Source organism: Vreelandella nanhaiensis (genome assembly GCF_003990185.1).
In the GTDB taxonomy this organism is placed as follows: Bacteria; Pseudomonadota; Gammaproteobacteria; order Pseudomonadales; family Halomonadaceae; genus Vreelandella; species Vreelandella nanhaiensis.
The window spans coordinates 165,920-190,918 of sequence record NZ_RZHF01000005.1 but is presented as its reverse complement, the minus strand read 5'-3'; the positions used below and the strand labels follow the sequence as shown (position 1 = coordinate 190,918).

General features: G+C 54.9%; 23 protein-coding genes, 1 tRNA gene and 1 pseudogene. 16 read left to right on the top strand and 9 right to left on the bottom strand.

Annotation, left to right across the window (positions count from 1 at the left end; translation table 11 throughout):
• Positions 1-214: 214 nt before the first annotated feature.
• From ELY38_RS04505 to ELY38_RS04490, 4 genes are read left to right on the top strand one after another with little or no spacing between them, the layout of a single operon-like run.
• Entirely contained in the window at positions 215-1,138 is a 924-nt protein-coding gene (locus ELY38_RS04505; RefSeq protein ID WP_127060305.1) for an ABC transporter substrate-binding protein, read from the top strand.
• Entirely contained in the window at positions 1,135-2,148 is a 1,014-nt protein-coding gene (locus tag ELY38_RS04500) for a FecCD family ABC transporter permease (RefSeq protein WP_127060304.1), read from the top strand. Before ELY38_RS04505 ends, ELY38_RS04500 begins: the two co-directional genes overlap by 4 nt.
• A gap of 8 nt (positions 2,149-2,156) precedes the next feature.
• Positions 2,157-3,305, top strand: coding sequence for a FecCD family ABC transporter permease (locus tag ELY38_RS04495; RefSeq protein WP_127060303.1), 1,149 nt, complete (start codon positions 2,157-2,159; stop codon positions 3,303-3,305).
• The gene (locus ELY38_RS04490; RefSeq protein WP_127060302.1) at positions 3,302-4,117 is read left to right on the top strand and encodes an ABC transporter ATP-binding protein; all 816 of its coding nucleotides are present in this window, start codon (positions 3,302-3,304) and stop codon (positions 4,115-4,117) included. The genes ELY38_RS04495 and ELY38_RS04490 overlap by 4 nt, the downstream gene beginning before the upstream one ends.
• A 39-nt stretch (positions 4,118-4,156) precedes the next feature.
• Here ELY38_RS04490 and ELY38_RS04485 read toward each other — a convergent pair whose 3' ends face one another.
• Positions 4,157-4,747: a hypothetical protein gene (locus tag ELY38_RS04485; protein ID WP_127060301.1), complete on the bottom strand. Its 591-nt coding sequence runs from the start codon at positions 4,745-4,747 to the stop codon at positions 4,157-4,159.
• Between the two features lie 114 nt (positions 4,748-4,861).
• Here ELY38_RS04485 and ELY38_RS04480 point away from each other — a divergent pair.
• Positions 4,862-4,938: transfer RNA gene (locus ELY38_RS04480), tRNA-Ile, on the top strand.
• A 21-nt stretch (positions 4,939-4,959) separates the two neighbouring features.
• Here ELY38_RS04480 and ELY38_RS04475 read toward each other — a convergent pair.
• The 4 genes from ELY38_RS04475 to sstT all read right to left on the bottom strand — a co-directional run bounded on the left by ELY38_RS04475 (position 4,960) and on the right by sstT (position 7,846).
• Positions 4,960-5,298 (bottom strand): AzlD domain-containing protein, encoded by a 339-nt coding sequence (locus ELY38_RS04475; RefSeq protein ID WP_127060300.1) that lies wholly within the window; start codon positions 5,296-5,298, stop codon positions 4,960-4,962.
• Entirely contained in the window at positions 5,295-6,005 is a 711-nt protein-coding gene (locus ELY38_RS04470; protein ID WP_127060299.1) for an AzlC family ABC transporter permease, read from the bottom strand. Before ELY38_RS04470 ends, ELY38_RS04475 begins: the two co-directional genes overlap by 4 nt.
• Positions 6,002-6,532 (bottom strand): helix-turn-helix domain-containing protein, encoded by a 531-nt coding sequence (locus ELY38_RS04465; protein WP_127060298.1) that lies wholly within the window; start codon positions 6,530-6,532, stop codon positions 6,002-6,004. Before ELY38_RS04465 ends, ELY38_RS04470 begins: the two co-directional genes overlap by 4 nt.
• A 93-nt stretch (positions 6,533-6,625) precedes the next feature.
• Positions 6,626-7,846, bottom strand: coding sequence for a serine/threonine transporter SstT (sstT, locus tag ELY38_RS04460; protein ID WP_127060297.1), 1,221 nt, complete (start codon positions 7,844-7,846; stop codon positions 6,626-6,628).
• A gap of 319 nt (positions 7,847-8,165) precedes the next feature.
• Here sstT and ELY38_RS04455 point away from each other — a divergent pair, with 319 nt between their 5' ends.
• Positions 8,166-8,495 carry a hypothetical protein gene (locus tag ELY38_RS04455; RefSeq protein ID WP_127060296.1) on the top strand — a complete coding sequence of 110 codons (330 nt, stop codon included), beginning with the start codon at positions 8,166-8,168 and terminating at the stop codon, positions 8,493-8,495.
• A 68-nt stretch (positions 8,496-8,563) separates the two neighbouring features.
• Here the strand turns inward: ELY38_RS04455 and ELY38_RS04450 are convergent, their stop codons facing one another.
• Positions 8,564-8,875, bottom strand: coding sequence for a hypothetical protein (locus tag ELY38_RS04450; protein ID WP_127060295.1), 312 nt, complete (start codon positions 8,873-8,875; stop codon positions 8,564-8,566).
• Positions 8,876-9,044: 169 nt separating this feature from the next.
• Positions 9,045-9,227: a hypothetical protein gene (locus ELY38_RS04445; RefSeq protein WP_127060294.1), complete on the bottom strand. Its 183-nt coding sequence runs from the start codon at positions 9,225-9,227 to the stop codon at positions 9,045-9,047.
• Between the two features lie 502 nt (positions 9,228-9,729).
• Between ELY38_RS04445 and ELY38_RS04440 the strand changes: the two genes are divergently transcribed.
• The 6 genes from ELY38_RS04440 (at position 9,730) to ELY38_RS04415 (ending at position 18,067) form a co-directional block, all read left to right on the top strand.
• Entirely contained in the window at positions 9,730-11,370 is a 1,641-nt protein-coding gene (locus tag ELY38_RS04440) for a DASS family sodium-coupled anion symporter (RefSeq protein WP_127060458.1), read from the top strand.
• A 178-nt stretch (positions 11,371-11,548) separates the two neighbouring features.
• The gene (locus ELY38_RS04435; RefSeq protein WP_127060293.1) at positions 11,549-12,058 is read left to right on the top strand and encodes a CinA family protein; all 510 of its coding nucleotides are present in this window, start codon (positions 11,549-11,551) and stop codon (positions 12,056-12,058) included.
• A 77-nt stretch (positions 12,059-12,135) separates the two neighbouring features.
• A complete protein-coding gene (nadE, locus tag ELY38_RS04430) occupies positions 12,136-12,960 on the top strand; it encodes an ammonia-dependent NAD(+) synthetase (protein WP_127060292.1) in 825 nt (274 codons plus the stop codon).
• Between the two features lie 82 nt (positions 12,961-13,042).
• The gene (locus ELY38_RS04425) at positions 13,043-14,191 is read left to right on the top strand and encodes an exonuclease SbcCD subunit D (protein WP_127060291.1); all 1,149 of its coding nucleotides are present in this window, start codon (positions 13,043-13,045) and stop codon (positions 14,189-14,191) included.
• Complete coding sequence (locus ELY38_RS04420; protein ID WP_127060290.1) at positions 14,188-17,265, top strand: AAA family ATPase; 3,078 nt, start codon at positions 14,188-14,190, stop codon at positions 17,263-17,265. The genes ELY38_RS04425 and ELY38_RS04420 overlap by 4 nt, the downstream gene beginning before the upstream one ends.
• A 61-nt stretch (positions 17,266-17,326) precedes the next feature.
• Positions 17,327-18,067, top strand: a complete 741-nt coding sequence (locus ELY38_RS04415) for a tellurite resistance TerB family protein (protein WP_127060289.1) — start codon at positions 17,327-17,329, stop codon at positions 18,065-18,067.
• A gap of 160 nt (positions 18,068-18,227) precedes the next feature.
• Here ELY38_RS04415 and ELY38_RS04410 read toward each other — a convergent pair whose 3' ends face one another.
• Positions 18,228-19,610: an NAD-dependent succinate-semialdehyde dehydrogenase gene (locus ELY38_RS04410; RefSeq protein WP_127060288.1), complete on the bottom strand. Its 1,383-nt coding sequence runs from the start codon at positions 19,608-19,610 to the stop codon at positions 18,228-18,230.
• Between the two features lie 250 nt (positions 19,611-19,860).
• A pseudogene (locus tag ELY38_RS19315) lies at positions 19,861-20,019 on the bottom strand (helix-turn-helix domain-containing protein); the annotation flags it as partial.
• A gap of 165 nt (positions 20,020-20,184) precedes the next feature.
• Between ELY38_RS19315 and ELY38_RS04400 the strand changes: the two are divergent.
• The 4 genes from ELY38_RS04400 to ELY38_RS04385 all read left to right on the top strand — a co-directional run bounded on the left by ELY38_RS04400 (position 20,185) and on the right by ELY38_RS04385 (position 24,937).
• Entirely contained in the window at positions 20,185-21,846 is a 1,662-nt protein-coding gene (locus ELY38_RS04400) for a GMC family oxidoreductase (RefSeq protein ID WP_127060286.1), read from the top strand.
• Between the two features lie 186 nt (positions 21,847-22,032).
• Positions 22,033-22,239, top strand: a complete 207-nt coding sequence (locus ELY38_RS04395; protein ID WP_054641278.1) for a cold-shock protein — start codon at positions 22,033-22,035, stop codon at positions 22,237-22,239.
• Between the two features lie 192 nt (positions 22,240-22,431).
• The gene (locus ELY38_RS04390) at positions 22,432-24,201 is read left to right on the top strand and encodes an SLC13 family permease (protein ID WP_127060285.1); all 1,770 of its coding nucleotides are present in this window, start codon (positions 22,432-22,434) and stop codon (positions 24,199-24,201) included.
• Positions 24,202-24,271: 70 nt separating this feature from the next.
• Positions 24,272-24,937 carry an alpha/beta hydrolase gene (locus ELY38_RS04385; protein WP_127060284.1) on the top strand — a complete coding sequence of 222 codons (666 nt, stop codon included), beginning with the start codon at positions 24,272-24,274 and terminating at the stop codon, positions 24,935-24,937.
• Positions 24,938-24,999: the final 62 nt, after the last annotated feature.

Here is a 24,999-nt window from a genome sequence, read left to right as displayed (position 1 = left end):
TAATGATATTGATTATCAAATGAGGCGAAGATTCTAAGAAGAAAAGTTCCTATGTGCGAGATAATAACAAGGAACAAGTCGTTGCAATAAAGGCAACTTAACTGACAAGGTTGGGTGTTGCTAGAAATGGAACGGGAGATTCTATGAAATAGTGATGCGCTTGCTTTTGAGAATCGTTACTATTAAAGAAATGAATTAACAGTAAGGGTTCACAATGCTGCGTACAGTACTGCGCCTTAGCCTGACCGGTGTGTTGTTAAGTAGCTTGGCCGCCCATGCGCAAGCGCGGGAGCTGGATACCGCGTTTGGCGAAGTGGACGTGCCTGACTCGCCAGAGCGTATCGTCACGCTTTACGAAGGCGCACTGGATGCGTCGGTCGCGGCAGGTGTCACGCCGATTGGGGCGATTGCTACGCGTGGCGGCAACGAGGTAGCGGCTTACATGGGTGAGCATATTGATACCAGCCTGCTGGAAATGGTAGGCGTTGCACGTGAAACCAATATTGAAGCCATCCTTCGCCTGGAGCCTGATCTGATTCTTGCTGCTCCTCAGCTTCCCGAAGAGCAGTACCGTCTACTTTCACGCATTGCACCCACAGTTGTGCCTAATACCACAGGCTTTTCAAAGGAAGGCTGGAAAGACGAGTCACGCCTTTTCGGGCAGGCGCTGGGTAAAGAAGCCGAGATCAACGAAGCGCTTGAGGCCGTTGAGCAGCGTGCCGCTGAACTTAATGAGCGCCTTAGTGAAGCCGACGTTGGTGGTACTGCTTACATCGTGCGCTGGATGCCAGCAGGCCCTATGATCATGTCGTCCGAACTGTTCTCGACCGGGGTTCTTGCCTCTACAGGGCTGACGGTTGATGACCAGGGTTTGGTCAAAGAAGGCAGTCCGCATAGCGATATATTGAGTCTTGAGAACCTCTCGCTAATAGATGGTGATTGGCTGTTTCTTGCAACGCTCAATGAAGAAGGGCAGCAGGCCTTGGGTGCCGCCAAGCAAAGCAGCGCCTTTACCCGCCTGAATGTGGTACAGCAGGGCCATGTGGTTCCCGTTAACGGCCAGGTTTGGAGCAGTGCATCAGGGCCCCTGGCCGCTCACACTATCCTTGACGACATTGAAAAAGCCTTATTGCCGTGAAGGTTGCTCTGATACCGCAGCGTCTTGAACAGCGCACGCTGCTCGCATTACTACTCACCGCCCTTGTGGCGGTGAGTGTCGTTAGCCTACTTGTTGGCGCTGGCACTGTTTCGCCCTCTCAGGCTTTTTCGATGCTTTTGGGCAGTGAGGACAGCGAAGCGCATTTTGTTGTATGGGAGTTGCGCGCGCCGCGCACTTTGATAGGCATTGCTGTGGGTATGGCCCTGGGTGTATCCGGGGCACTGCTTCAGGCGGTTGCTCGCAATCCCCTTGCCGAACCCGGTTTGTTGGGGGTAAGCGCAGGGGCTGCCTTTGCCGTAGCGCTGGCATTGGTGCTTGGCGCCAGCGCGGCCACCCTGCGTATTTCCGTGGCGCAGTTAGGGGCACTTGTGGGTTGCCTGTGCGTATTGGGTGTCGCCCGCTGGCGCGGGGTAGATAATGACCCTATACGCCTTGTACTCGCCGGGGCTGCCTTCTCAGCGCTCTTGGGAGCAATGACCTCCATGATGCTGTTGTTCGACCAGCGCTCAGCCGATGAAGTGCGCTTTTGGGTAATCGGGAGCTTGGCCGGGCGCCGCCTGGAAGACCTATGGGCCGTTTTACCTTCCATGGCGTTTTGTACCGTGCTTATCGCTCTGATTGCGCGGCCCCTTTCGGCGTTGGCACTCGGTGAGCGCATGGCCTCGGGGCTTGGGCATCATCCCCAGCTTATCCGGGCGTTGGTCGTTCTTTGCGTTGCCCTGCTGGTGGGCGCGGCAACGGCCATTGCCGGGCCGATCATTTTCGTGGGCCTGGTCGTGCCGTTTATCGCTCGCGCCTTTGCCGGGCCCGATATCCGGCGTACCCTGTGGTTCTGCCTGCCGATTGGTCCCTTGATTATTTTGACGGCCGATATCATTTCGCGTGTGGTGGTGGCGCCTTCTGAGCTGCCGCTCGGCGTACTGACCGCCCTGTGCGGAGCGCCTGTGCTGATCGCCGCCGTTCGCGCCCGCCGGTTACCGATGTTATGAGCTTGCCTATGACGCTCCGCTGGTTAAAACCTGAATTCAGAAAGCATGGTGCCGCCGCGCTGTTATCCAACGACGCTTCCATGGGAATAGCACCGCCTGAGGACGCGCCGGTAAAATCGCCCAGGGGCTACTGGCGGTGGGGGGAACGCCGAGGCGGTGGTGTCAGTATCCTGATCGAACAGCGCGCGGTTTGGGTTAATAGTGGGTTGATAATAGTACTGATGCTCGCCTGCACTGCTTACCTCAGCCTGGGTAGCGTCATTCTTGACCCACGTGATGTCGTGAAGGCCTTGGCAGGGCAGGGTGATATAATGACCGGATTCATGGTTCAGGAGCTACGCCTGCCAAGGCTTGTGGCGGCGTGTCTCACCGGCGGGGCGTTCGCGCTGGCCGGTATCCTCATGCAGACCCTGGCCCGTAACCGGCTGGCCACACCGGGCATTATCGGGATCGATAATGGCGCCACTGCGTTTGCGGTGGCCTCGGTTGTGGGCATGAGCGTGTCGCTGGCGCCTTCTGCGATGGCCTTGACCGGTGCCGTTACCGCCGCCGTGCTGACTTTCGGGCTCGCCGCAGGCAGCGGCACTCAGGGCTATCGTTTTATCGTCGCGGGTATCGGCGTGGGGGCTGTTTTCGGCGCCATCACTCAGCTGCTGCTGGCGCGAGTAGCAATTGATACCGCCAATGCCGCTTACCCCTGGACGGTCGGCTCGTTGAATGCCCGCTCCGGTGGCTCGGTTCAATTGCTGGGCATCGGCTTGGCGCTTGGCTTTGTAGCAGCGCTAACCTTGGCGCGGTCACTAACCGTTTTACGATTTTCAGAAGCCACGGCCAGCGGATTGGGAGTCAACACTAGCGCACGGCGTATTCAAATTTTACTGCTCTCGGTGGCTTTAACAGCACTGGCTGTGGCCGTTGCCGGGCCTGTGGGCATGGTAGGGCTGATCGGCCCTGAAATTGCACGGGCGCTCTCTACCCCGCGCCATGTGCCGGTGGTCGCCGCTACGCTTGCGGGCGCGTTAGTGATGGTGTTGTCTGATTTGGCCGGGCGCACGCTACTGGCGCCAATTGAGCTTCCGGTGGGGATTGTCACCGCGATTATTGGTGGCCCCTGGCTTTTATGGATTTTGATGCGGCCGCAACGGAGTCACGCATGAACGATTTTCGAACCGCGCCGACGCTGGCCACCGAGGCGTTGAGTATGGGCTACGGCGCGCGGAGGGTAATTGATGGCCTGGATGTTAGCCTGCCGAGTGCCAAGGTAACGGCCATTGTAGGCCCAAACGGCTGTGGCAAGTCGACGCTGCTGTCGGGTCTGGCGCGCTTGCATAAGCCGGATGTCGGTAGCGTGCTTTTAGACGGCAAGGATATTCAGCGCCTGCCGTCGCGCCAGCTTGCCACGCAATTGGCGTTGTTACCCCAGGAGGCGGTCGCGCCAGAAGGCTTGACGGTGACCGAGTTGATCCGTTTCGGACGCCAGCCGCATCAGGGTTGGCTCCGCCAATGGTCAGCAGAGGATCAGCGCGTTGTGCAGCATGCGCTTCTGGCCGCCGGCCTCGAGGATCTGGCTGACCGGCCCATTGATGCGCTTTCCGGCGGGCAACGCCAGCGCGCCTGGATCGCCATGACCATCGCTCAGCAGACGCCTCTGCTTCTGCTGGATGAGCCGACCTCCGCGCTGGATTTAGGTCATCAGATCGAAGTGTTCGAGCTGGTTCGCCACCTGGCAGGGCATGGGCGAACCGTTGTGATGGTACTACACGATTTGGCCAGCGCCTGCCGCTATGCCGATCATCTAATCGCCATGTGCGATGGGAAAATCGTTGATCAGGGCGCCCCCGACAAGGTGGTGACGCCCGAGCTAGTGCGCAAGCTTTACCAAGTAGAGTGCACCCTGCTGACTGACCCGGATACGGGAAGCCCCCTGCTTGCCAACGTTCGCCGGGCCAAGCAAACGGTCTGCGTTTGACCCGAGCAGCTGAGTAAAGCGCCAGAGTGTAATGGGCAGTTAACGATTTACTAGCAGGGCATTCAGCGTGACCGGTACGTGCTCATCAATCTGCTGATAACCCAGCATCGATAAAATGGTGCGTACCGTGGTATTCGCCATCAACGCATTGCCATCCAGCGCCAACGGTTCTGCATGGGTCACACGCACCTGATTGACGCCTTCGCGGGTAAAGCGTAACGGTACCGATTCCTGCTGGTTAACCGCATCGGTCTGCACCCGAAACGTCAGCGTTTCCACCAGCGATTCGCCAATATCCAGCGCGTCCAGCCGCTCAGGCGGCATCTGTGCCGTCAGCGTGACCAGCGTGGTATTGGTCAGCAAACTGGCCCAGGGCGGCAGGTCGCTAAAGCGCGAAAGCAGATCTGTCTGGCTTAACTTAAGCGGCAAACGCAGCGTGCCATCCGGTGAAATATCACCCTGCAAATTGCGCACCTGATGGTGATGCGCTTGTGGGGTCGCGCCATTTGTCTGGGTGATGGTTGCTTCTACGCGCGACTGGTCAGGAGCAAGCTGCCAATCAGCCTGAACGGGCACCGCCAACAGCAAGGGAATTAGGGCAATTAAAGCTTTCAAAGCGCGTCTCCGCATAAAGAACTCCTTTCAAGACCCGCAAACCCGCAAAAAGTGCCATTCCTGCATGAAGATACGTACATAAGGGGGTAGCCTCGCCCCCGCACATTCGCTATTATATGCACGCTTTTCGGGCCTATAGCTCAGTTGGTTAGAGCAGGGGACTCATAATCCCTTGGTCGTAGGTTCAAGTCCTACTGGGCCCACCACTTTTCATGTCTTCTGCGACATCATCCCGCTAGCGCTACACCTATCAGCACCACTCCGAACACCGCCACACCCGCTGCCACAGGCAAGCCCATTGAGCGCACACGCAGCCATGCAAGTAGTGTCACCAAGAGCCCAATGGCCGTTGCCGCCCATGAAATAACGCCAGGATTAACGGGAACGAGTGAGACGCCTAACACTGCCGCGATCATCAGCGGGCCTAAGATGCTGATCCATTGAGGAATGCCGTTTAGGCCGGTATCGCTTCCCAGGCGGCGCTGCATCCAAAGAAACGGCACAACGCGTATGAGTAGCGTACCCAATGCCGAGGCGATTACCGCCAGCCAAAGCTCTGTACTCATAAAGTGTTCTTCCCTGGGTGAAATTTCACCATATAAAAACAGATGGCGCCGCAGGCGGCTGCCAGTGGGATGGCGACATTGCTCCAGCCATAAAGGGTGAAGAAGAGGGCAGATGCAATGGTGCAGCTCAAGGCTAGCGCCCAGCGCTTATCGGTAAAGCGCGGAGCAACCATGGTGAGAAAGAGCGCGGGCAGGGCAAATGGCATGATCTCGCCCAGAAGCGGCCAGCGGGCAGTCAGTGCTTCTCCCGCTGTCGAGCCTACGATAGTTCCCACAATCCAGACTACCCACGCTAGCAGTGCTGCTCCTAAAAACCAGCTGAATCGCTCAGCTTCGGGAAGCTGAGGCAGACGCGTGTGCGCTAGGGCAAAGACCTGATCGGTAAGGCCATGCATTAGCCACAGCCAATGGCGGCTAGGGGGAAGCCAGGAAGCGAGATTGGGCCCATAGACGACATGGCGTACGTTGATTAGTAGCGTCATCGCCACTACCAGCCACAGCGGCGAACCCGCAGCCACCATGCCGACAAACAAGAACTGTGAGGCGCCAGCGTAAATCAGTAGGGAGATAGCCGCTGCCTCCCAGGTAGTGAGACCGGCTTGGGTGGCTACTAATCCAAACGATAGAGAAACGGGAATGTAACCGCCAAGCAGTGGGATGGCTTCTCGCACCCCTTTTAGCACTGAACGGGTGGATGCATGGCTCATGGTGTACCACCATTTCCACCATAGGTGATGGTCATAAGCAGCGTGGCCTCGGCGTCTTCAGTGCGGTAAATATGTGGCTGATCAGCAGAAAAGGTGACAGGAATACCCAGCCTAAGCGGCGTAGCTTTACCTTTTGGCCCGGCCTCCAACCAGCCGCTGATCAGGGTAAGGGACTCCCAGGTGCCCGGCGTATGCGCTTCTGCATGGCGTTGCGTGTGAGGTGCGCAGCGCATCCAGTAAACATCTACATGGGGAGTATCTTTTCCTTGCTCAATAAGCCGAACCTGCACGCCATCTTCACCAAGCGGCACGCTGATGGGAGCGACCAGTGTTCCGAAAGGAACCTTAAGTTGAACGGCCAGGCGCCATATCGTATCCAGCGTCGGATTACCGTTGCCTTGCTCCAAGCGGCAAAGGTTGGATTTAGCGATGCCAGCAGCACTGGCTAGTTGGCTCAGTGATAAGCCCCGCGTTTGGCGCAGAGCCTGTAGGTGTTTGCCAAGTGTGTAGAGGGAGTCTTCATTCATGATACTGCTCAGTGTTCCTTTTATAGAACGTTCTATATAAAGAACACTGAACAGTCAATACGATACTTACCGCTTCGCTAGGAAATAGATTTTTTAAACGTCTTGTTTGTATGCCCGGCAGGCTGCTGCAGTGAACAGTACGTCAGTCGAGGAATTGAGGGCAGTTTCGGTAGAGTCCTGTACCACGCTAATGACAAAGCCAATCGCGACCGCTTGCATGGCCACTTCGGTGGGAATGCCAAACAGGTTAGCCGCCATGGGGATCAGCATAAGCGAGCCGCCAGCGACGCCGGACACACCACAGGCGGCCAGAGCCGATACCACACACAGCAATAGGGCTGTGGGAAAGTCGACATTGATGCCTAGTGTATGTGTAGTGGCCAGGGTAATCACGGTGATAGTAATGGCCGCACCGCACATATTGATGGTGGCGCCCAGCGGTATTGAGATGGAGTACGTGTCTGGGTCGAGCTTCAGCTTGCGGCATAGCTCAAGGTTCACCGGAATGTTGGCCGCTGAGCTACGGGTAAAGAAGGCGGTAATCGCGCTGCCCCGCAGGCAAGCAAATACCAGCGGGTAAGGATTCTGGCGGGTAGCGATGTAAACCAGCAGTGGATTACTCACCAGTGCTACAAACACCATGCAGCCCACGATAATGCTGAGCAGCTGTGCATAGTTCAGCAGCGCGTTGATCCCGGACTCTGCCAGAGTGCCTGCTACCAGGCCAAAAATGCCCAGTGGAGCAAGGCGAATGACCAGCGCAACAATACGCGAAATAGCACTGGAGAGATCGTTAAGGGCAGTGCGTGTGGTCTCGCTTGCCTGGCGTAGCATCAAGCCCAAACCTACTGCCCAGGCAAGAATGGCGATGAAGTTGGCCTCCATCAGTGCGCTCACAGGGTTGGCTACGGCATTAAGCAGCAGATGACGAAGAATCTGGAAAATATCCCCCGGTGGGTTGCCGTCTGCCCGCGGGGCTTCCAGCGTAAGCTCAGTGGGGAATGCAAAGCTTGCCGCCACGGCAATAAGGGCGGCAACCAGCGTGCCGACAATATAGAGCACTAGTACTGAGCGGATATGGGTGGGCTGCCCCTGCCGATGGGCGGCAATGGCAGCCGCTACCAATACAAATACCAAAATGGGAGCGACGGCCTGGAGTGCGGCAATGAACAGCTGGCCCAGCAAGGCTACGTCACTGGCAATGCCTGGCGCAAAGGTGGCGAGCAGAGTGCCTGCCACGATGCCGATAAGGATCTGAGGAATAAGGCCCAACTGTAAAAGCGGGCGAAGTAAGCCTGTGGCGGTTGCAATCATTGCGCGTCACTCAGGTAGTAGAAGGTGGATTGGCGCCATGGGCGCCGCCCGAAAAGTGCAGCATTCTACCATCTGTGATCATCCTGCGGGCTTTTGGTAGGAGGTTTATGGCAATAAGCCATGAAAAGAACATAGGATTTTCTCGCGTTAACCAGGTTGTGGTTATCAGAGTGGTGCTTTTACTTTAATTGCCACAATTGCCGCGTGTCATGCTCCCGTTCTGCAGCCTTGCATTTTATAATCGCTTGGGAGCCATGAAGCGCCATTTTGGTGCAAGCATGGTGGCCAAATAACCAAAAAAGAAGAAGGGAACGTTCTAATGCGATTCATATTAAGCTTGGCGGGATGTGTGCTGTTGTGCATGTCAACAATGGCAAGCGCTGCCGATTACTATGTCGATATTACCAACCGTACCGGCTATACCCTCTATTACATGTACGTTAGCCCGGCGAGCTCAAAAAGTTGGGAAGAAGATGTACTGGGAGAAAATGTGCTGGTGAACGGCGATACACAGCGCGTCACGTTAACAGGCTATACCAATCCGTATTTTGATATTCGTCTGGTGGATGAGGACGATGATAGCTACACGTTCTGGACAGTGGATGTTTCAACACAGGATATTGTAGTAACACTTGACCACCTTGATTGATAGCCTGCTTCCCTTGCCGTCGTTTTAAAACGGCAAGGGAAGATCAAGGTAGCGCTGGCCTGGAATAATTAGGCAGCAGCCGTGTCACGTGATGATTGATTGGCAGGTACGGATGAAAGCGTCTTGGCTGAACTACTGGCGCTCATGGTGGCTACCATGGTGTAGCCTTTTTCGGTCAGTTCGATGACGTCAGGTGATGAACCCCATTTGAGCAGCATTTCGTCAAGCTGACGTTCTGCGGCATCAAACTGGCTGCAATGGCAAAGCAATTTGGCGATGGTGTAATCACATTCGGGCGTATCAAACATTTCTTCCTTGATCTCTTGAATAGCAAGTTGAAGACCGGCTTGGGAAATCTTTGCTAGATGAATATGGTGCATGCCACTACTCCTTGTGAATGCTGAGGTTATTTGTACGCAACTTGTACTCTTCGAGAGTAATATAGCTTCTCCCGAGAAGCAAACACCAATTGGTCGTAGCAGGGCAGTCAGGCCCAAAAAAATCCCTTTACGCCAAGTAAAGGGATTTCGCTGTTCTTTTTTCTCGCCATTACATGATGGGTAATGTTGCGAGCAGTGTCACCATACAGCCTGCCAGAAAAGCCAGAGAAGCAAGTTTTACCATTTCAGTTTCTTGGCTTTTTTCGCGCCTATGACGCTGTTCCGTAAGGTAATGTTCCAGATGTTCGCGGCTGCCTGGTTTTGCTCCATTGTAAAGATGTTGACGTATCATCTCGACTCCTTGAGCGTTGCGGTTAGTGATTTCCCTCGCCCCCGCCTTCCAAAGCCCATGGTCATGGGTAACTACACGATATTTGTTGATACACGCTGTTTTGTTTCAGCATAGACCACGATAAATAGAATTTGCTCAAAAAAAGCTATACAAAAAATTAATAATATTGTCACCGCTGTGTCACTAATGGGTTGGTGAAAATAGAGTGGTGAGGGCATCCGTTAATTTTTTGAGAGCATTCAATCAGTAGCAAACGTTGGCTTTAAAAAATAAATATTAGATAGACAGGCCGCGAAGCGATACCTCGTTACAACCAAAGTTGTTAGACTTTGGTTGTAATTAAGGGTGATTTACTGGACTAATGGCTTATTGCAGTGAATAAAGGGCGCCAAGAAACGGTTGGGTCCTTGCTGAGTGAAAGCAAATTGCCCGCTATTTTTCTACTGTGCTTTTTCGTTTACCTGACAAGAGCGGTACTTTTCCAATGCGCAGAACTGCCACGATGACGCTCTGGGATCAGCTTTGGCATTCCCACGACCAAGTCAAAAACCTACTGATGTGTGCGCTGCCAACATCAGGCACTCCGCGTGCGCCCACCTCGACCGATGAAGGCCACGGGGGCACGGGGTCCAAGCCGCCGCGTCCCCCCGCCTACACCACACCGCAGAAAGTTGGCTTAATTCTAGGGCCATTGCTGTTTGCCTTTGTGCTGATGTTTTTTCACCCGGCAGACCTAAGTTTGGAAGGTCGGATGGTGCTGGCAACCACACTGTGGGTTGCCGTCTGGTGGATTACCGAAGCCATTCCTATTCCGGTTACCTCACTACTGCCTATCGTGCTGCTGCCGATTACCGGCGCCCTAGAAGGCAGTGCGGTGACGGCAGCCTACGGTAACCCGATTATTTTCCTGTTCCTGGGCGGCTTCATGATCGCGCTAGCCATGGAAAAGTGGGACCTGCACAAGCGCATTGCCCTGACGATTATTTCCGTGCTGGGCACCAGTATTAACAATATTGTTTTCGGTTTTATGGCAGCGACCGGCTTCTTGTCGATGTGGGTGTCCAACACCGCGGCCGTCATGATGATGCTACCTATTGGTACCGCCATTGTTTACCAAGTGACCCAGGAGCTGAATAAAAGCGAAGGGGACCACACTACCGAGATCGATAAGTTCAGCAAAGCGCTTATTTTTGGGATTGGTTACGGTGGCACGATTGGCGGTCTGGGGACGCTGATTGGTACACCGCCCAATATTATTTTAGCGGCGGTGGTCAGTGAGCTGTTTGGGGTGGAAATCTCCTTTGCCAGCTGGCTGATGTTTGCTTTCCCTGTAGTGGTTGTTCTGCTGCTGCTCAGTTGGCTGCTGTTGACGCGAGTTATCTACCCGATCAACTTCAACAAGCTGCCGGGTGGCAGGGAGATGATCCAGAAAGAAAAAGCGGAACTGGGCCGTATCTCTTTTGAAGAGAAGGCAGTACTGGGTATTTTCCTGTTCGCTGCCTTTATGTGGATTACCCGGTCGTTCTTGTGGCAAGGGCAAATTATCAATATCCCCGGTATCAGCGATACCATGATCGCCATTGTCGCCGCTATTTTGCTCTTCCTAGTGCCTTCCCCCAGTAAGGGAGGTTGCCTGCTGGGTTGGGATGTTGCAAAAGATGTGCCCTGGGGCATCCTCTTGCTGTTCGGGGGCGGTCTGGCGATTGCTGCTGGTTTTGGTTCTACCGGTCTGGCCTCATGGATTGGCGGGCAAATGAGCGTGCTGGAAGGAGTTAACTTCCTGCTGGTCATTCTCTTGGCTACCGGCATGGTGCTTTTCCTGACCGAAATCACCTCAAACACCGCAACCGCCACGATGATTCTTCCCGTGCTGGCATCGCTGGCGCTGGCGCTGGATATTCACCCCTTTGTCCTAATGGTGCCTGCCGCTATGGCGGCCAACTGCGCCTTCATGCTACCGGTGGGGACGCCGCCCAACGCGATTATCTTCGCGACGGGTAAAATCAAGATCATCGAAATGGTACGTAACGGTTTCTGGCTTAATATTGCAGCAATGCTGCTCATTGTGGCCGCCGTGTACTTCCTGTTGCCAATACTTTGGGGAGTTGATCTGACCAGTTATCCGGATGCCTTCCGCAGGTAACCTGCATTCGAGCAACGCGTTTATTAAAGCCCCTCTCGTTAGATAGGGGCTTTTTTTACGCGCTTTATTATTAACAAATAGCTAAGTTTCTTTTTTGGTTTTCAGCCTGTTGAGAGAACAACTACTTTTTAAGAAGGAAAGTAAATTGATATAACCCATCGTTGGTTAGGAGTGCGCAATGGAATTGCTTGAACATGTCACCGACTATCTAAAAGAGCATCAACTCAAGCTGGCAACTGCCGAATCCTGCACGGCAGGGCTTATTGTTTCTGAGCTGGCTAGCATCCCTGGCAGCGGGGAATCCATTGACTGTGGGTTGGCAGTCTATTCGCCTGAAGCAAAAAACCGCTACTTGTCGGTTAGCTTCGATACGATTGACAAGTATGGGCTTACCAGCGAAGAAACCTCACGCGAGCTGGCTAAAGGCGCACTGGATAAAAACGATGCCACAGTAGCCGTTGCCAATACCGGGGTGGCAGGCCCAGAGCCTCAAGATGACATTCCTGCCGGTACGGTATGTTTTGCCTGGGCGTTTCGTCATGACCAGAAAGTGTATCTGATAACAGAAACCCGGCACTTTTCTGGTGGGCGTAACGATGTTCGCCTTGCTGCCGCTCATTATGCGTTGGAGTGCATCCCCAAGCATCACCGTAGTGTACTAGAGGGCAATGCGCCGCTTGATGAGTAGATAGGGATGCATTTCTGACCTAGTCTGACAACACGTCATTAATTCTTATGAATGCCCAACACAGCAAGGAGGCTAACATGATAGACCGACAGGAAACGCAGTCGCATATCCAGAAGGTATTGCAGGTAAAACCGAAGATTGATGCTCAGCAGGAGGTGGAAACCCGCGTCGATTTTTTATGCCGCCAGATGATGGAATCCGGGCAACATGCCTTGGTGCTAGGAATCAGCGGCGGCGTGGATTCCACTGTTGGAGGGCGCCTGGCGCAACTGGCCGCTGAGCGGGCACGAGAGCAAGGAGTGAATGCTTACTTCTACGCCATGCGGCTACCCTATGGCACCCAGCATGATGAAGAAGATGCGCAGCAAGCGCTCACTTTTATCAATCCTGATCATGTGCTCACCGTTAACATCAAGCCGGCAAGTGATGCGTTGTTAGCCGCGCTTGAAGAGGGTGGTCTTGCGTTTAACGATGAGGGCCACCGGGATTTTGTGCTGGGCAATATTAAGGCCCGCCAGCGCATGGTGGCCCAATATGCGGCGGCAGGCGCACGTGGTGGGCTGGTGGTTGGCACTGACCAGGCAGCAGAAGCGCTTATGGGCTTTTTTACCAAATATGGTGACGGCGCCTGCGATGTAGCGCCACTCACTGGCCTTACCAAAAGCCAAGTACGAGAAGTAGGCGCAGCGCTTGATGCACCTGCCTTCCTGGTTGAAAAGCAACCGACTGCCGATCTGGAAACGCTCAAGCCGCAGCTTGCCGATGAGGTCGCGCTCGGCGTCACCTATGTGGATATTGATGCCTTTTTGATAGGAGACACCGTCAGCGATCAGGCATATAACACCATTATTGATACCTATACGCGCACCGAGCATAAACGCCAACTACCCATTGCACCTTAATAGCTGCGCGCCTCAGTCAGCGCTAAACGCCGCTCGCTTAGCTTGTTATGATGCAAGCACTTAATCTGCTATTGAGCTTGCCATGCGTTTATTGCATACCGCCGACTGGCACTTGGGGCGCCTGTTTCATAATGTCTCGCTTCTGGAAGATCAGCGCCATGTTCTTGAGCAATTAATCGAGATTATCGACCGTGAAGCCGTGGATGCGGTACTGATCGCGGGAGATATCTACGACCGTTCGGTGCCGCCCGCAGCCGCAGTGACGCTACTGGATGATGTGCTGGGCGAGCTTTGCCAAGTACGTGACCTGCCGGTTGTGATTATTTCAGGTAACCACGATGGCGCTGAACGGCTGCGCTTTGGTGCCCGGCATCTGCGCCAGGCCGGGCTGCATATTCTTTCCGATCTAGCGGACTGTTCTACCCCGGTCACGCTTTCCCTAAATGGACGTGACATTGATATTTTCGGGTTGCCTTACGCTGACCCTGAATACGTCCGCAGCCAATTTGGTATTGATGTGCGCGATTTCGATAGCGCTCACCGCTACCTGCTTGAGCGTATCGACAAGCAACGTCATGCTACCCGCCCAACGGTGTTGATGAGCCACTGTTTTGTCGATGGTGGCAGCGCGTCAGATTCCGAGCGCCCGTTAACCCTGGGAGGCGCTGAAAGCGTCGCTTGGGCGCCCATGCAGAATTTCAACTACGTAGCGCTTGGGCATCTGCATGGCCCCCAGTATCGAGGTGGGGAGCATATTCGCTACAGTGGCTCGCTGCTTAAATACAGCTTTTCCGAAGCGACCCACAGTAAAGGCGTCACGCTGGTAGATATTGATCAGGCGGGCAGCGCGCAGGTTAGGCAATTACCCTTGATACCACGTCGAGATGTACGCGTGCTGGAAGGCGAGCTGGAAGAGCTGCTGGCACAAGGGAAGCAAGATCCGAAGGCTGATGACTATCTGCTGGTCAGGCTGACGGACCGTCACGCGATTCTTGATCCGATGGGAAAACTTCGGGCGGTGTACCCCAATGTCCTGCATCTCGAAAAACCCGGCATGCTGGGCAGCCAGCAACGCCAGCAGTTGGATCGTGATCGATTGCGCTTCGATGCGTTGAATATGTTTAGTGATTTTTTCGAACAGACCAGTGGCGAGGCCATGACCCTTGAACAGGCAAGCGCCATGAGCAAGTTGATTGCCCAGTTGCAGCGTGACGAGGAGCAGGAATCATGACACCGCTCGCGCTCACCATGCAGGCCTTCGGCCCTTTCGCAGCACGGCAGTCGATCAATTTCTCCGAATTGGGGAAAAGCCCGCTTTTCCTGATCAATGGGCCGACAGGCGCCGGCAAAAGCTCGATTCTGGATGCGATTTGCTTTGCGCTTTACGGCCAGACGACGGGCGATGAGCGTTCAGGGACGCAAATGCGTTGCGACCAGGCGGATGCCTCGCGGCTAACCGAAGTCACGCTGGATTTCTACCTGCGCGGTAGCGCCTACCGGGTGCGTCGGGTGCCACAGCAGGAGCGTCCCAAGGCACGCGGGGAGGGCACCACGACCCAGAATGCGGAGGCCCAGTTATGGCGGTTAACCGACAAAGGCGAGGAAGATAAATGCCTGGTGGCCCGAAACGTAAGCGAGGCAACTGCACAGGTGCAGACGCTTTTGGGCCTGGATGCCAGCCAGTTTCGCCAAGTGATGGTGCTGCCTCAGGGCAAGTTTCGTGAGCTGCTGCTGGCGGAGTCCAAAGACCGCGAAAAGATATTTTCCCAACTGTTTCAAACCCATATCTTTCAGCGTATTGAAGAGCATCTGCGCACTCAGGCAAACCAGATCGAACGCGCCGTAAACGATCATCACCAGCAGATTCGCGGCATTTTGGCCGGGGGGGAGCTTGAGAGTGAGGCCGAGCTTGAGCGGGAGTGTCAGGCGCTAACCCCCCAGGTAGTCAGCGCACGGCAGCGTTTTGAGACGGCCCAGCAACAGCGCCGTAGCGCCGACAAAAGGCGCGATGACGCCCAGGCGCTGCAGCGCCAGTTTGAGACCCGCGATGCGCTGGTCGCCGATAAGGCCCGCCTCCTTGAACAGCATGATCATATTGTGCGTATTCAGACTCGTCTAGGCCAGGCTAGCCACGCCCAGGCGCTACGCCCTTACAGCACCACCCTGGCCCAGGCGCAACAGGCGTTGAACGTGGCGCAAATTGAGCAACAGCAGGCCACCGCCACATTAGCCGCCCAGCGGGTCAGGGCCGAGCAGGCACAGCAAGCAGTAGAAGTTGCCCGCCAGCGCCAAGCAGAGCTTCCCACCCTGCGCGAGCGGCATCGGCAGCTGGGTGAGTATATCCATAAGGGGCAGCAGCTAGGCGAGCTGCAGGCGCGCTTTAAAGCAGCTCAGCATGCCTGGCAGCAGGCGGACAACGCATACAAGCGCGATGAAGCCCAGCTCGAAGGCATTCGCCAGCAGGGCGAAGCGATAGGCGCGCGCCTTGAACAGCTACAAGCGGAGTGTCAGAATCTGGCAAGCGCCCCCGCAGAACTTGGCCGCCATGAGCAGCTGTTGGCCCAATACAGAGAGCTGGAAGGACTGATACGCCAGAGTCGCGAGCTTGCCAACCAGAAACAGCAAGCCGCTGACACGCTTGACCAACTGCGCCGTGATGCCGCTCAGGCCGGGCGTTACGCCACCGAGCAGGAAATACGCTGGCACCAAGGGCAGGCCGCGCTGTTGGCACTTACGCTTGAAGTCAAGGCGCCTTGCCCGGTGTGCGGCAGCCTGGAGCACCCGGCGCCTGCGGTCGAAAATGCCGATGTGGTCACTCAGGCGCAGGTCGAGCGCGCACGTGCTGACCAGGAAAAGGCCCGTCTGGCGCTGCAAGATGCTGACCGCCATTACCAGCAGCTTGCCCAGCAGCTCAACTACCACGTCGAACAGACGCAGCGGTTACGCCAGCAGCTTGGCGAGTGGGCTGACCGCTCACTGACAGACCTTGATCAAGCCTGTACTAGCTTGCGTGGCCAAGTACAGCGGCGCGAAATAGTAGAGCGTGAGGTCACTCAGCAACAAACAACGCGTGATGGGCTTCGACGTGAGTGGGTGGCGCTGGATAAGCAGCTCAAGGCGCAGCAGCCGTTGGTTGAAAAGGCCAGGGATGAAGCGTTGCGCCTGGAAAGTCAGCGCGATCAGTTAAGCCAATCACTGCCTGAAGACGCCCGCGATCCCGAGGCAATGCGCCGAACCCTGGCCGAGCTTGAACGCAAAATGGCCGAGCTTGAAAAAGACTGGGAGAGCGCTCAGCAAGCGCTCTCCATTAGCCAGACCCAGCAGGCGCGTGCAGAAGAGCAGCTAAACGGCGCCAATCAGCGTGCTGAGCAAGGCAAGCAAATGCTTGAACAGGCGCAAACTGAGTGGCAGGCAGCTCTTGCGCGAAGCCCATTTGACAATGAAGCGGCGTTTCAGGCAGCGCAGTTGAGTGACCATGAGCGGGAAAATTTAACCGGCCAGGTAGAAGAGTATCAACGCCGGCAGGCCGAGCTGGAAGGTGCCCTTCAGAACTGTCAGGCACAGCTTGTTGGGCAGACACCGCCGGATCTTGAGGCATTAACCACGCAAAGCGCTGCCGCTCAGGCGGAAGAGAATACGCAGCTGGAAGCGTGGCGAGCGCTGGATAGCCGATTAACCACGCTTGGCGGTATCCGTCAGAAGCTGGCAGCGGCCCACGCCGCCCAGGCCGAGCTTGAGGCGCAATATCGCCTTTGGGGAACATTAAGTGAAATAGCCAACGGACGTACCGGGCACCGTATCAGCCTGCAGCGCTTTGTACTGGGCGTACTGTTGGATGATGTGCTTATCCAGGCATCCGAGCGGCTGGTGCGCATGAGCCGGGGGCGCTATCAGCTGGTGCGTCGGGAAGACCCCTCGAAAGGCAACAAGGCTTCAGGCCTGGAGCTGGATGTTGCGGACACCTACACCGGCAAGAACCGGCCGGTCGCCACGCTTTCGGGCGGCGAATCATTCATGGCTGCTCTGGCGCTGGCGCTGGGGCTTTCCGATGTGGTTCAAGCCTATGCAGGAGGTATACAGCTCGATACGCTGTTTATAGATGAAGGCTTTGGCAGTCTTGATCAGGATGCGCTTGATCAGGCCATCGCCATGCTGAGCGAACTGCAAATGGGCGGGCGTATGATTGGAATTATTTCCCATGTCAGCGAACTCAAAGAGCAGATGCCGGTTCGTATAGAGGTACGTGCCAGTCGCCAGGGAAGTACGGTGCAAGTTCAAGGGCTGAGAATGCCCCTCCTGCGCTAAGCTCGGTTCTGGCTGTTCACCTACATGATTTACTCACCCTATCAGACCAAGGAGTACAAGGATGAACGCGAGTAAAATTCTTCAGCAATTGATGCAGCAGGCCAGTGGTAGTCAAACAGGCAGCAGCGGGGTCGATGTGAAAGGCATGCTGAGCGGTCTTTCCAGGCAGTTGGGCGGTGCAAGCAGTGGCCAAGGTAGTCACTCCTCCGGTGGTTTGGATATTAAAAGTCTGCTGGGCGGCGGTGCCATGGGCATGCTGGTGGGGTCCAAGCGTGGCCGCAGCATGGGCGGTAAAGCGCTCAAATATGGTGCGATCGCAAGTGTTGGCATGCTCGCGTGGAAAGCATGGCAGAGCTCACAAGCGGCCAAGAGCAGCGACGCTCCAGCTTCAGATGCGCAAGCAGGTGCTCAGGAAGGCGAGCGGGTCGACGCGCTCAGCGGTGAGTTTCAGGAACGGCGTAGCCTGGAGCTCTTGCAAGCCATGATTATGGCTGCGCGGGCCGATGGACATATTGATGAGCAAGAGCAGGCACTGATAACCGAGCAGATTGACGCGCTGGGGGCGGACCAAGAGATGCACGACTGGGTGGAGCAGCAGCTCAAGACCCCCCTTGACGCCGAAGCGCTGGCGCGCGAAGCCGACTCACCCCAGGCTGCTCGCGAGATGTACCTGATGAGTGTTGCGGTCATTGATGATCAAAATCCCATGGAGCGCGCTTGGCTGGATCAACTGGCCGGTGCGCTTAACTTGTCCAAAGAGATGACCATGGAGCTGGAACGTCAGGCTGAACAAGCAGGGTAATAGGAAGCGGTTACGTTTTGGCGAGCTGCCCACTAATTAGTAGGATGGTGCCCCCTGCCTGTTAATACGTCCTGAAAAACTTACTGCAATAGAAAACGCCGCAAGCCTTTTGCAGGGCTTGCGGCGTCGTTATCACAACGCGTGCATCATGCGTTCAGGGTTATTCACTAACCACAATGACGGACTTGGCATTAACAAACTCGTGCATGCCAAAACCGCCGTGCTCGCGTCCGTAACCAGAGTCTTTTACGCCACCAAAGGGCATTTCAGGCGTGGCTACGCCAAAGCCGTTGATGAATACCATGCCGGTATCGAAGTACTTGCGGGCGAGTTCCGTGGCACGTTTCGTGTCTTTGGAAATAATCCCGCCGCCAAGGCCATAACGGCTGTCGTTGGCAATACGCATGGCATCTTCATCGTCCTTGGCACGAATCAGGGCCGCGACGGGGCCAAACAGCTCATCATCATAAGCGGGTTGGCCGGGAGTAACGTTGTCCAGTACGGTAACCGGGTAGAACGCCCCTTTGCCTTCGGGCTTTTCGCCGCCGCACAAAATCTTCGCGCCGTTCTCGACGCTTTTTTCCACCTGATCATGTAGCGTGTCGCGCAGATCCACACGTGCCATGGGGCCTAGATCCGTATCGCTTTCGTTAGGATCACCGACTTTCAGCGACGTCATCTTGGCGACAAAGCGCTCTTTGAAGGCTTCATAGTTGGCCTCGGTCACCACAAAGCGCTTGGCTGCTACACAGGTTTGACCGCCGTTAAACACGCGCCCGGTGACACAAGTGTCGACCGCGAGATCAAGGTCGGCGTCATCCAGCACCAGGAAAGCGTCGTTTGAACCCAGCTCCAGCACGGTTTTCTTCAGGTTTTCAGCCGCTTTGGCGGCTACCTTGCGCCCGGCACCATCGCTACCTGTTAGCGTGACACCCCGTACAGCCTTATGGGCAATCACTTCATCGGAAATATCGTGAGAAATGACTAGCGTGCGGAAAACGTTTTCAGGCAGGCCCGCTTCGCGGTAAATCTTCTCAAGCAGTAAGCCGCTGCCGGTTACGTTTTCAGCGTGTTTCAGCAAAACGGTGTTACCCGCCATGATGTTGGCGATGGAGTAACGCACGACCTGATAAGCGGGGAAGTTCCACGGCTGGATGCCGTAAATCACCCCCATGGGGGAGTAGGTAATAAAGCCACGCTCGCCGTTACCGGGCTTACGTTCTTCATCGGCCAGCTTCTTGGGGCCGTGCTCGGCCGTGTAGTCGCAGATTCCTGCACACAGGTCGATTTCCTGACGCGCTTGCTCTGGCGGTTTGCCCATCTCTTTAACGATCAGCTCGGCCAGCTCTTCTTTATGGTCCGTGAGCGCCTTGCCGATTGCCTTAACGATCTTGGCGCGCTGCTCAAGGGACTGTAACCGCCAATCAAGAAATGCTTGATGACTTGCCTCGACAACCTGCTTCGCCTGGCTGGAATCCATCAGCGTATAGGTATTTAGTGTGTCGCCGGTGGTCGGGTTTACGGTCGTGATGCTGTTGCTCATAAGATCTCCTATCTTTAGATCAACGCTTCATGGTCCATATCGATGTGAACCGACTGGTCTAATCAAGCTGATTATCCACCTTAGTAGATACCTCGCCGGTATGTCTAATTCTGGGGCAGCGACTTGCCTAAAGAGTTCATCCGCTACTTTCCTGAAGCATGCAGCGGCTGAATGGTGCCCGATAAGACGTGCGTATAGCGGGCCATATCCCATGGAGTGCAAAAGACCGTGATGGGCCGAATCCTTGGACGTGGCCATCGTTGGTTAATACAAGCCATTGAAGACGGCACTCAAACAGGATGAGTTCCAGTTTCTGCTGAAGCTGTTTCAACTTTAGGCTAACCGCTGGCTGGGTAAGGTGGACCTGTTCGGCAGTGCGTGAAACGCTGCCCAGGCGGACTACTGCCATAAATGCCCTAATGTTGCATATTCGGGTATAGCGTCATCTGCTAGTTGTTATGGTATTAGTTGAGCTTATATTCGAATTTAAGTTTACTAAATTGATCACCAAACCAGGCGCGTTAGGTTTGGGCGAGGGTATTTTCTCTGTGCTCTGCTTATAAAGGCGGTAGTAATGACACAACAACAAACATTATTTGACTACATCGTGATAGGCGCTGGCACGGCAGGTTGTTTGATGGCTAACCGGCTAAGTGCCGACCCGAACAACAAAGTACTGCTGATTGAGGCGGGCGGGCGCGATAATTATCACTGGATTCATATTCCGGTAGGCTACCTTTACTGCATTAATAATCCACGTACCGACTGGCTGTTTCGCACCGAGCCAGAATCAGGGCTAAATGGTCGCTCGCTGATTTATCCCCGTGGAAAAACGCTGGGCGGCTGTTCAAGCATTAATGGCATGATCTATATGCGTGGCCAGGCACGTGATTATGACCATTGGGCAGAGGTTACTGGCGACGATGCCTGGCGCTGGGAAAACTGCCTGCCGGATTTCATCAAGCACGAAAATCATTACCTACTGGATGAAGGAGAGAAAACGGATGCAACGCTACGTGACTTTCACGGCCACGGCGGCGAGTGGCGGGTCGAAAAGCAGCGTTTGAACTGGGCAGTGCTGGACGATTTTGCCAGCGCTGCCGAGCAGGCAGGTATCCCACGTACCGAGGACTTCAATCGGGGAAACAATGAAGGTGTAGCCTATTTTGAAGTTAACCAGTGTAATGGCTGGCGCTGGAACACGGCGAAGGCTTTCTTACGTCCTGCGCTCAAGCGCGCCAATCTGACGCTATGGCACTCCACCCAGGTCAACCGGCTCTGTTTTGAAAACGCCCAGAATACGCCTGAATGTACAGGGGTGGATGTAACTTACAAAGGTAAAAACGTTAAAGTGCGGGTGATGAAGGAAGTGATTTTATGTGCGGGCGCCATCGGTTCTCCACATCTCTTGCAGCTTTCCGGCGTCGGCCCCAAAGCACTCCTTGAAAAGTATGACATCAAGATAATGCACGAGCTGCCAGGTGTGGGAGAAAATCTGCAAGATCACCTCCAGATACGCTCGGTGTATCGTGTCACCAACGCAAAAACCCTAAACGCCATGGCGAGTACCTGGTGGGGAAAAGCGGGTATCGGATGGGAATATTTTAGTAAGCGAACAGGGCCCATGAGCATGGCGCCTTCCCAGTTAGGTGCCTTCACAAGAAGTGCCGATGAGTATGAATTTCCTAATATTCAGTATCATGTTCAGCCGTTAAGCCTGGACGCCTTTGGGCAACCACTGCACGCTTACCCGGCGATTACCGCCAGCGTATGCAACCTGAACCCTACCAGCCGGGGAACGGTACGTTTGAAAAGCCGTTATCCAGGCGAGCCGCCAGCTATTTCGCCCAATTACCTGAGCACCCCTGAAGATCGCAAGGTGGCAGCAGACTCCTTGAGGGTCACCCGTCGTATTGCCGAACAGCCCGCTTTTGCTAAATACAGACCAGAAGAAGTTAAGCCTGGGGTTCAATATCAAAGTGACGATGAACTGGCGCGTTTGGCAGGTGATATAGGTACGACTATCTTTCATCCTGTTGGTACTACGCGAATGGGGCGCGCGGATGACCCCATGGCCGTGGTCGATGCCAGATTGCGCGTGCGGGGCATTAAAGGCGTGCGTATTGCTGATGCGGGTATCATGCCAACGATCACCAGTGGAAACACAAATTCGCCTACGCTAATGATTGCTGAAAAGGCGGCGAATTGGATTTTAGAAGAAAATTCATTGCATTAAGTTTTTTTCAAACATAATGTTGACGTGCGCTTTTGTTAGGTGCATGCTTTCTGCAGTAGGTTAGCAAGTCGAACGTTGTCAGCAGTACCGAACGCCCAAGCGTAAGTCTGGTGAAAGTTTCTTGTTCTACCCACTGCAATTCGGGTATTGCCCGGCTTTACATTAAGTAATATCGAGGATTCGATCATGGCAACTGGTACCGTTAAGTGGTTTAACGACACTAAAGGTTTCGGCTTCATTTCTCCGGACGACAACGGCGACGACCTGTTCGCGCACTTCTCCGAAATTCAAGCTGACGGTTTCAAAACTCTGCAAGACGGCCAGAAGGTTTCCTTCGACGTCACTCAGGGTAAAAAAGGCCTTCAGGCTTCTAACATCAAGGTTCTGGGTTAATTCTCAGCATTTGATGTTCGCCACTAGCGTTTAACGCTAGCGTGCTAAAACCCCGCTTAAGAGCGGGGTTTTTTGTGCGCGTATGAAAACTTTATATTCTATTTCGATATTTAAATGTTTCTAAAAATAACTTTTTAGAATATGTGGTTGGCGTCACAATAGCGCATGCTTTTTTGTTAAGGATGCTGCGTTATGACGCTGGATGCTTGGATTGCGGTAGCCGTAGTTGCCACCATTTTTCCGTTAATGGCCGCCTCACGGTTGGGGCCGGATATCATTTTACTAGGCGCTGTAATCGTACTGATGACGCTGGGCGTGCTGGAGCCTGCAGAGGCGTTAAGCGGTTTCTCCAATAGCGGCCTGTTTACTGTTGCGTTCATGTACGTGCTGGTGGCCAGCATTCGTAAAACGGGCGGCATCGATCTGATTATCCGCTATGTGCTGGGACGCCCAAAAACCGAGCGTGGCGCTCTGGTGCGGCTGCTGTTGCCGGTGGCTTCACTAAGTGGTTTTTTAAACAATACGCCGGTGGTGGCTACGTATATACCGGCGGTGATGAGCTGGAGCCGACGCTTGCAGCGCTCGCCCCAGCGCCTTTTGATGCCGCTCAGCTTCGCCTCGATTCTCGGCGGCACCATTACTCTGTTTGGTACCAGTACCAACCTGGTCGTTCATGGGTTGCTGGTTGAGCGCTACCCCGACTTGATCATGGGGTTGTTTGATCTCGCCTGGGTAGGCATCCCTGTGGCCGTTGTCGGCCTTACCTACCTTATTATACTCGGCCCTCGGCTGTTGCCAGCCCGCGAGGGGCTGGCCAATGTATTTGCCAACCCGCGTGAGTTCACTATCGAAATGGAAGTTGACCGTGAAGGCGTGCTGGTTAACCGTACGGTCGAAGAGGCAGGCTTGCGCCACCTGCAAGAGCTATTTCTGGTTGAGATTGAACGCGATGGCAACGTTGTCAGCGTTGTCGGCCCCGGCGAGCAGTTAAAAGGCGGTGACCGGCTGGTGTTTGCGGGCACCAGTGATGCTGCAGTCGAGCTGCAGCAGATCCGTGGGCTGATACCTTCTCGGGAGAGTGCTTCGAGCCTTGAGAAGGAGTTCAAAGAGCGCCGTCTGGTCGAGGCGGTAGTCTCCAACCAGTGCCAGTTTATCGGCCAACGTATTCGTGATGGTCGATTTAGAACACTCTATGGCGCTGCCGTGCTGGCAATCTGCCGCGGTGGGGAGCGGGTTCGAGGTAACTTAGGACAGGTACGCCTGCAGCCTGCCGATGTATTATTGCTGGAAGCCCGGCCGCCGTTTATTGAGCGTCACCGCCAGTCCAAGGACTTTCTTTTGATCAGCGAGCTCAACGGCTCGGCAAGGCCGGTTCACGAAAAAGCGCCGCTTGCCTGGGGGATCCTGCTAGGTGCGGTATTACTGGCCGCCTTGGGAGTGGTCAGTATGTTGAATGCCGCCATGTTAGGGGCTGCATTAGCGCTTTTGACCGGTTGCTGCTCGGTTGATGCCGCCAAACGTGGGCTCGATAGTCAGGTACTGTTAACCATTGCGGCCTCTTTTGGGGTAGGCGCTGCGCTGCAAAGCTCAGGTGCGGCAGACGCGATTGCCGGAGGCGTTCTGAATATCGTGGGCGGTAATCCCTGGCTGCTATTGATAGGTACTTACTGTGTCGTTGCGCTATTAACCGAGCTTGTCACTAATAACGGTGCCGCCGTGATTATTTTCCCGGTGGTAATGGCTGCTGCCGAGAGCTTGGGTGTTAATCCCATGCCGTATGTGGTGGCGGTCATGTTCGCTGCCTCAGCCAGTTTTCTAACCCCGATCGGTTATCAAACCAATTTGATGGTGTATGGTCCCGGTGGTTACCGGGTCAGCGATTTCCTTCGTGTAGGCGGGGGATTAAACGTCATTACCGGTGTTATTGCGCTTGTCTTGATTCCTTTTGTATGGCCCTTTTAGGCGCAATTGCTCGCCGTGAATGCCGGTTTGCGCTAGGGTGCTGTTTTTCAATTAAGTAAGGATGAATACAATGACCGCTCCGGGCGAACTGATTGTTGAGCCACAAAATGGTCAACCCGCCGATGCTTGCGTGTTTATTATTCACGGCTTGGGAGCTGATGGGCATGACTTCGAGCCGCTGATCCCTGCGCTGCAACTGCCTGACGATGCGCATGTACGCTTTATCATGCCCCATGCACCCAGGCTGCCAGTAACGGTTAACGGCGGAATGGTGATGCCTGCCTGGTACGACATTCTGGCCATGGACTTAGGGCGCCGCGTTGATGAAGTACAGCTCAAGCGCTCGGCCGAGCGTATTCAGGCGCTGATTCAGGAACAGATTGATCACGGAATCGACAGTCGGCGGATTATCGTGGCGGGCTTTTCCCAGGGTGGCGCCGTGGCTTACCAGGCAGCGCTGTCATTCCCGCAGCCACTTGGCGGGTTGCTGGCCATGTCGACCTATTTTGCCACCGCTGACAGCATTGAGGCGAGCGAGGCAAACCGTTCACTGCCCATTGAAGTACACCACGGTAACTTTGACCCCATTGTGGCAGAAACGTTAGGGCGCGCCGCGTTTGATCGCCTGAAGGAGCAGGGCTACACGGTCAATTACCGCCAGTATCCCATGGCCCACGCCCTTTGCCCCCAGCAGGTGAATGATATCGGCCAATGGCTCACCAAGCTTTTGGGATAATCAGCACATCGACAAGTGACGTAAAGGCAGGCAAAGTAACTTATCGATAGCCGGTGCAAGGA

Coding starts and splice junctions, on each gene's coding strand:
- ELY38_RS04505 (WP_127060305.1), top strand. CDS start 215: ATGCTGCGTACAGTACTGCGCCTTAGCCTGACCGGTGTGTTGTTAAGT.
- ELY38_RS04495 (WP_127060303.1), top strand. CDS start 2,157: ATGACGCTCCGCTGGTTAAAACCTGAATTCAGAAAGCATGGTGCCGCC.
- ELY38_RS04490 (WP_127060302.1), top strand. CDS start 3,302: ATGAACGATTTTCGAACCGCGCCGACGCTGGCCACCGAGGCGTTGAGT.
- ELY38_RS04485 (WP_127060301.1), bottom strand. CDS start 4,747: ATGCGGAGACGCGCTTTGAAAGCTTTAATTGCCCTAATTCCCTTGCTG.
- ELY38_RS04475 (WP_127060300.1), bottom strand. CDS start 5,298: ATGAGTACAGAGCTTTGGCTGGCGGTAATCGCCTCGGCATTGGGTACG.
- ELY38_RS04470 (WP_127060299.1), bottom strand. CDS start 6,005: ATGAGCCATGCATCCACCCGTTCAGTGCTAAAAGGGGTGCGAGAAGCC.
- ELY38_RS04465 (WP_127060298.1), bottom strand. CDS start 6,532: ATGAATGAAGACTCCCTCTACACACTTGGCAAACACCTACAGGCTCTG.
- sstT (WP_127060297.1), bottom strand. CDS start 7,846: ATGATTGCAACCGCCACAGGCTTACTTCGCCCGCTTTTACAGTTGGGC.
- ELY38_RS04455 (WP_127060296.1), top strand. CDS start 8,166: ATGCGATTCATATTAAGCTTGGCGGGATGTGTGCTGTTGTGCATGTCA.
- ELY38_RS04450 (WP_127060295.1), bottom strand. CDS start 8,875: ATGCACCATATTCATCTAGCAAAGATTTCCCAAGCCGGTCTTCAACTT.
- ELY38_RS04445 (WP_127060294.1), bottom strand. CDS start 9,227: ATGATACGTCAACATCTTTACAATGGAGCAAAACCAGGCAGCCGCGAA.
- ELY38_RS04440 (WP_127060458.1), top strand. CDS start 9,730: ATGACGCTCTGGGATCAGCTTTGGCATTCCCACGACCAAGTCAAAAAC.
- ELY38_RS04435 (WP_127060293.1), top strand. CDS start 11,549: ATGGAATTGCTTGAACATGTCACCGACTATCTAAAAGAGCATCAACTC.
- nadE (WP_127060292.1), top strand. CDS start 12,136: ATGATAGACCGACAGGAAACGCAGTCGCATATCCAGAAGGTATTGCAG.
- ELY38_RS04425 (WP_127060291.1), top strand. CDS start 13,043: ATGCGTTTATTGCATACCGCCGACTGGCACTTGGGGCGCCTGTTTCAT.
- ELY38_RS04420 (WP_127060290.1), top strand. CDS start 14,188: ATGACACCGCTCGCGCTCACCATGCAGGCCTTCGGCCCTTTCGCAGCA.
- ELY38_RS04415 (WP_127060289.1), top strand. CDS start 17,327: ATGAACGCGAGTAAAATTCTTCAGCAATTGATGCAGCAGGCCAGTGGT.
- ELY38_RS04410 (WP_127060288.1), bottom strand. CDS start 19,610: ATGAGCAACAGCATCACGACCGTAAACCCGACCACCGGCGACACACTA.
- ELY38_RS04400 (WP_127060286.1), top strand. CDS start 20,185: ATGACACAACAACAAACATTATTTGACTACATCGTGATAGGCGCTGGC.
- ELY38_RS04395 (WP_054641278.1), top strand. CDS start 22,033: ATGGCAACTGGTACCGTTAAGTGGTTTAACGACACTAAAGGTTTCGGC.
- ELY38_RS04390 (WP_127060285.1), top strand. CDS start 22,432: ATGACGCTGGATGCTTGGATTGCGGTAGCCGTAGTTGCCACCATTTTT.
- ELY38_RS04385 (WP_127060284.1), top strand. CDS start 24,272: ATGACCGCTCCGGGCGAACTGATTGTTGAGCCACAAAATGGTCAACCC.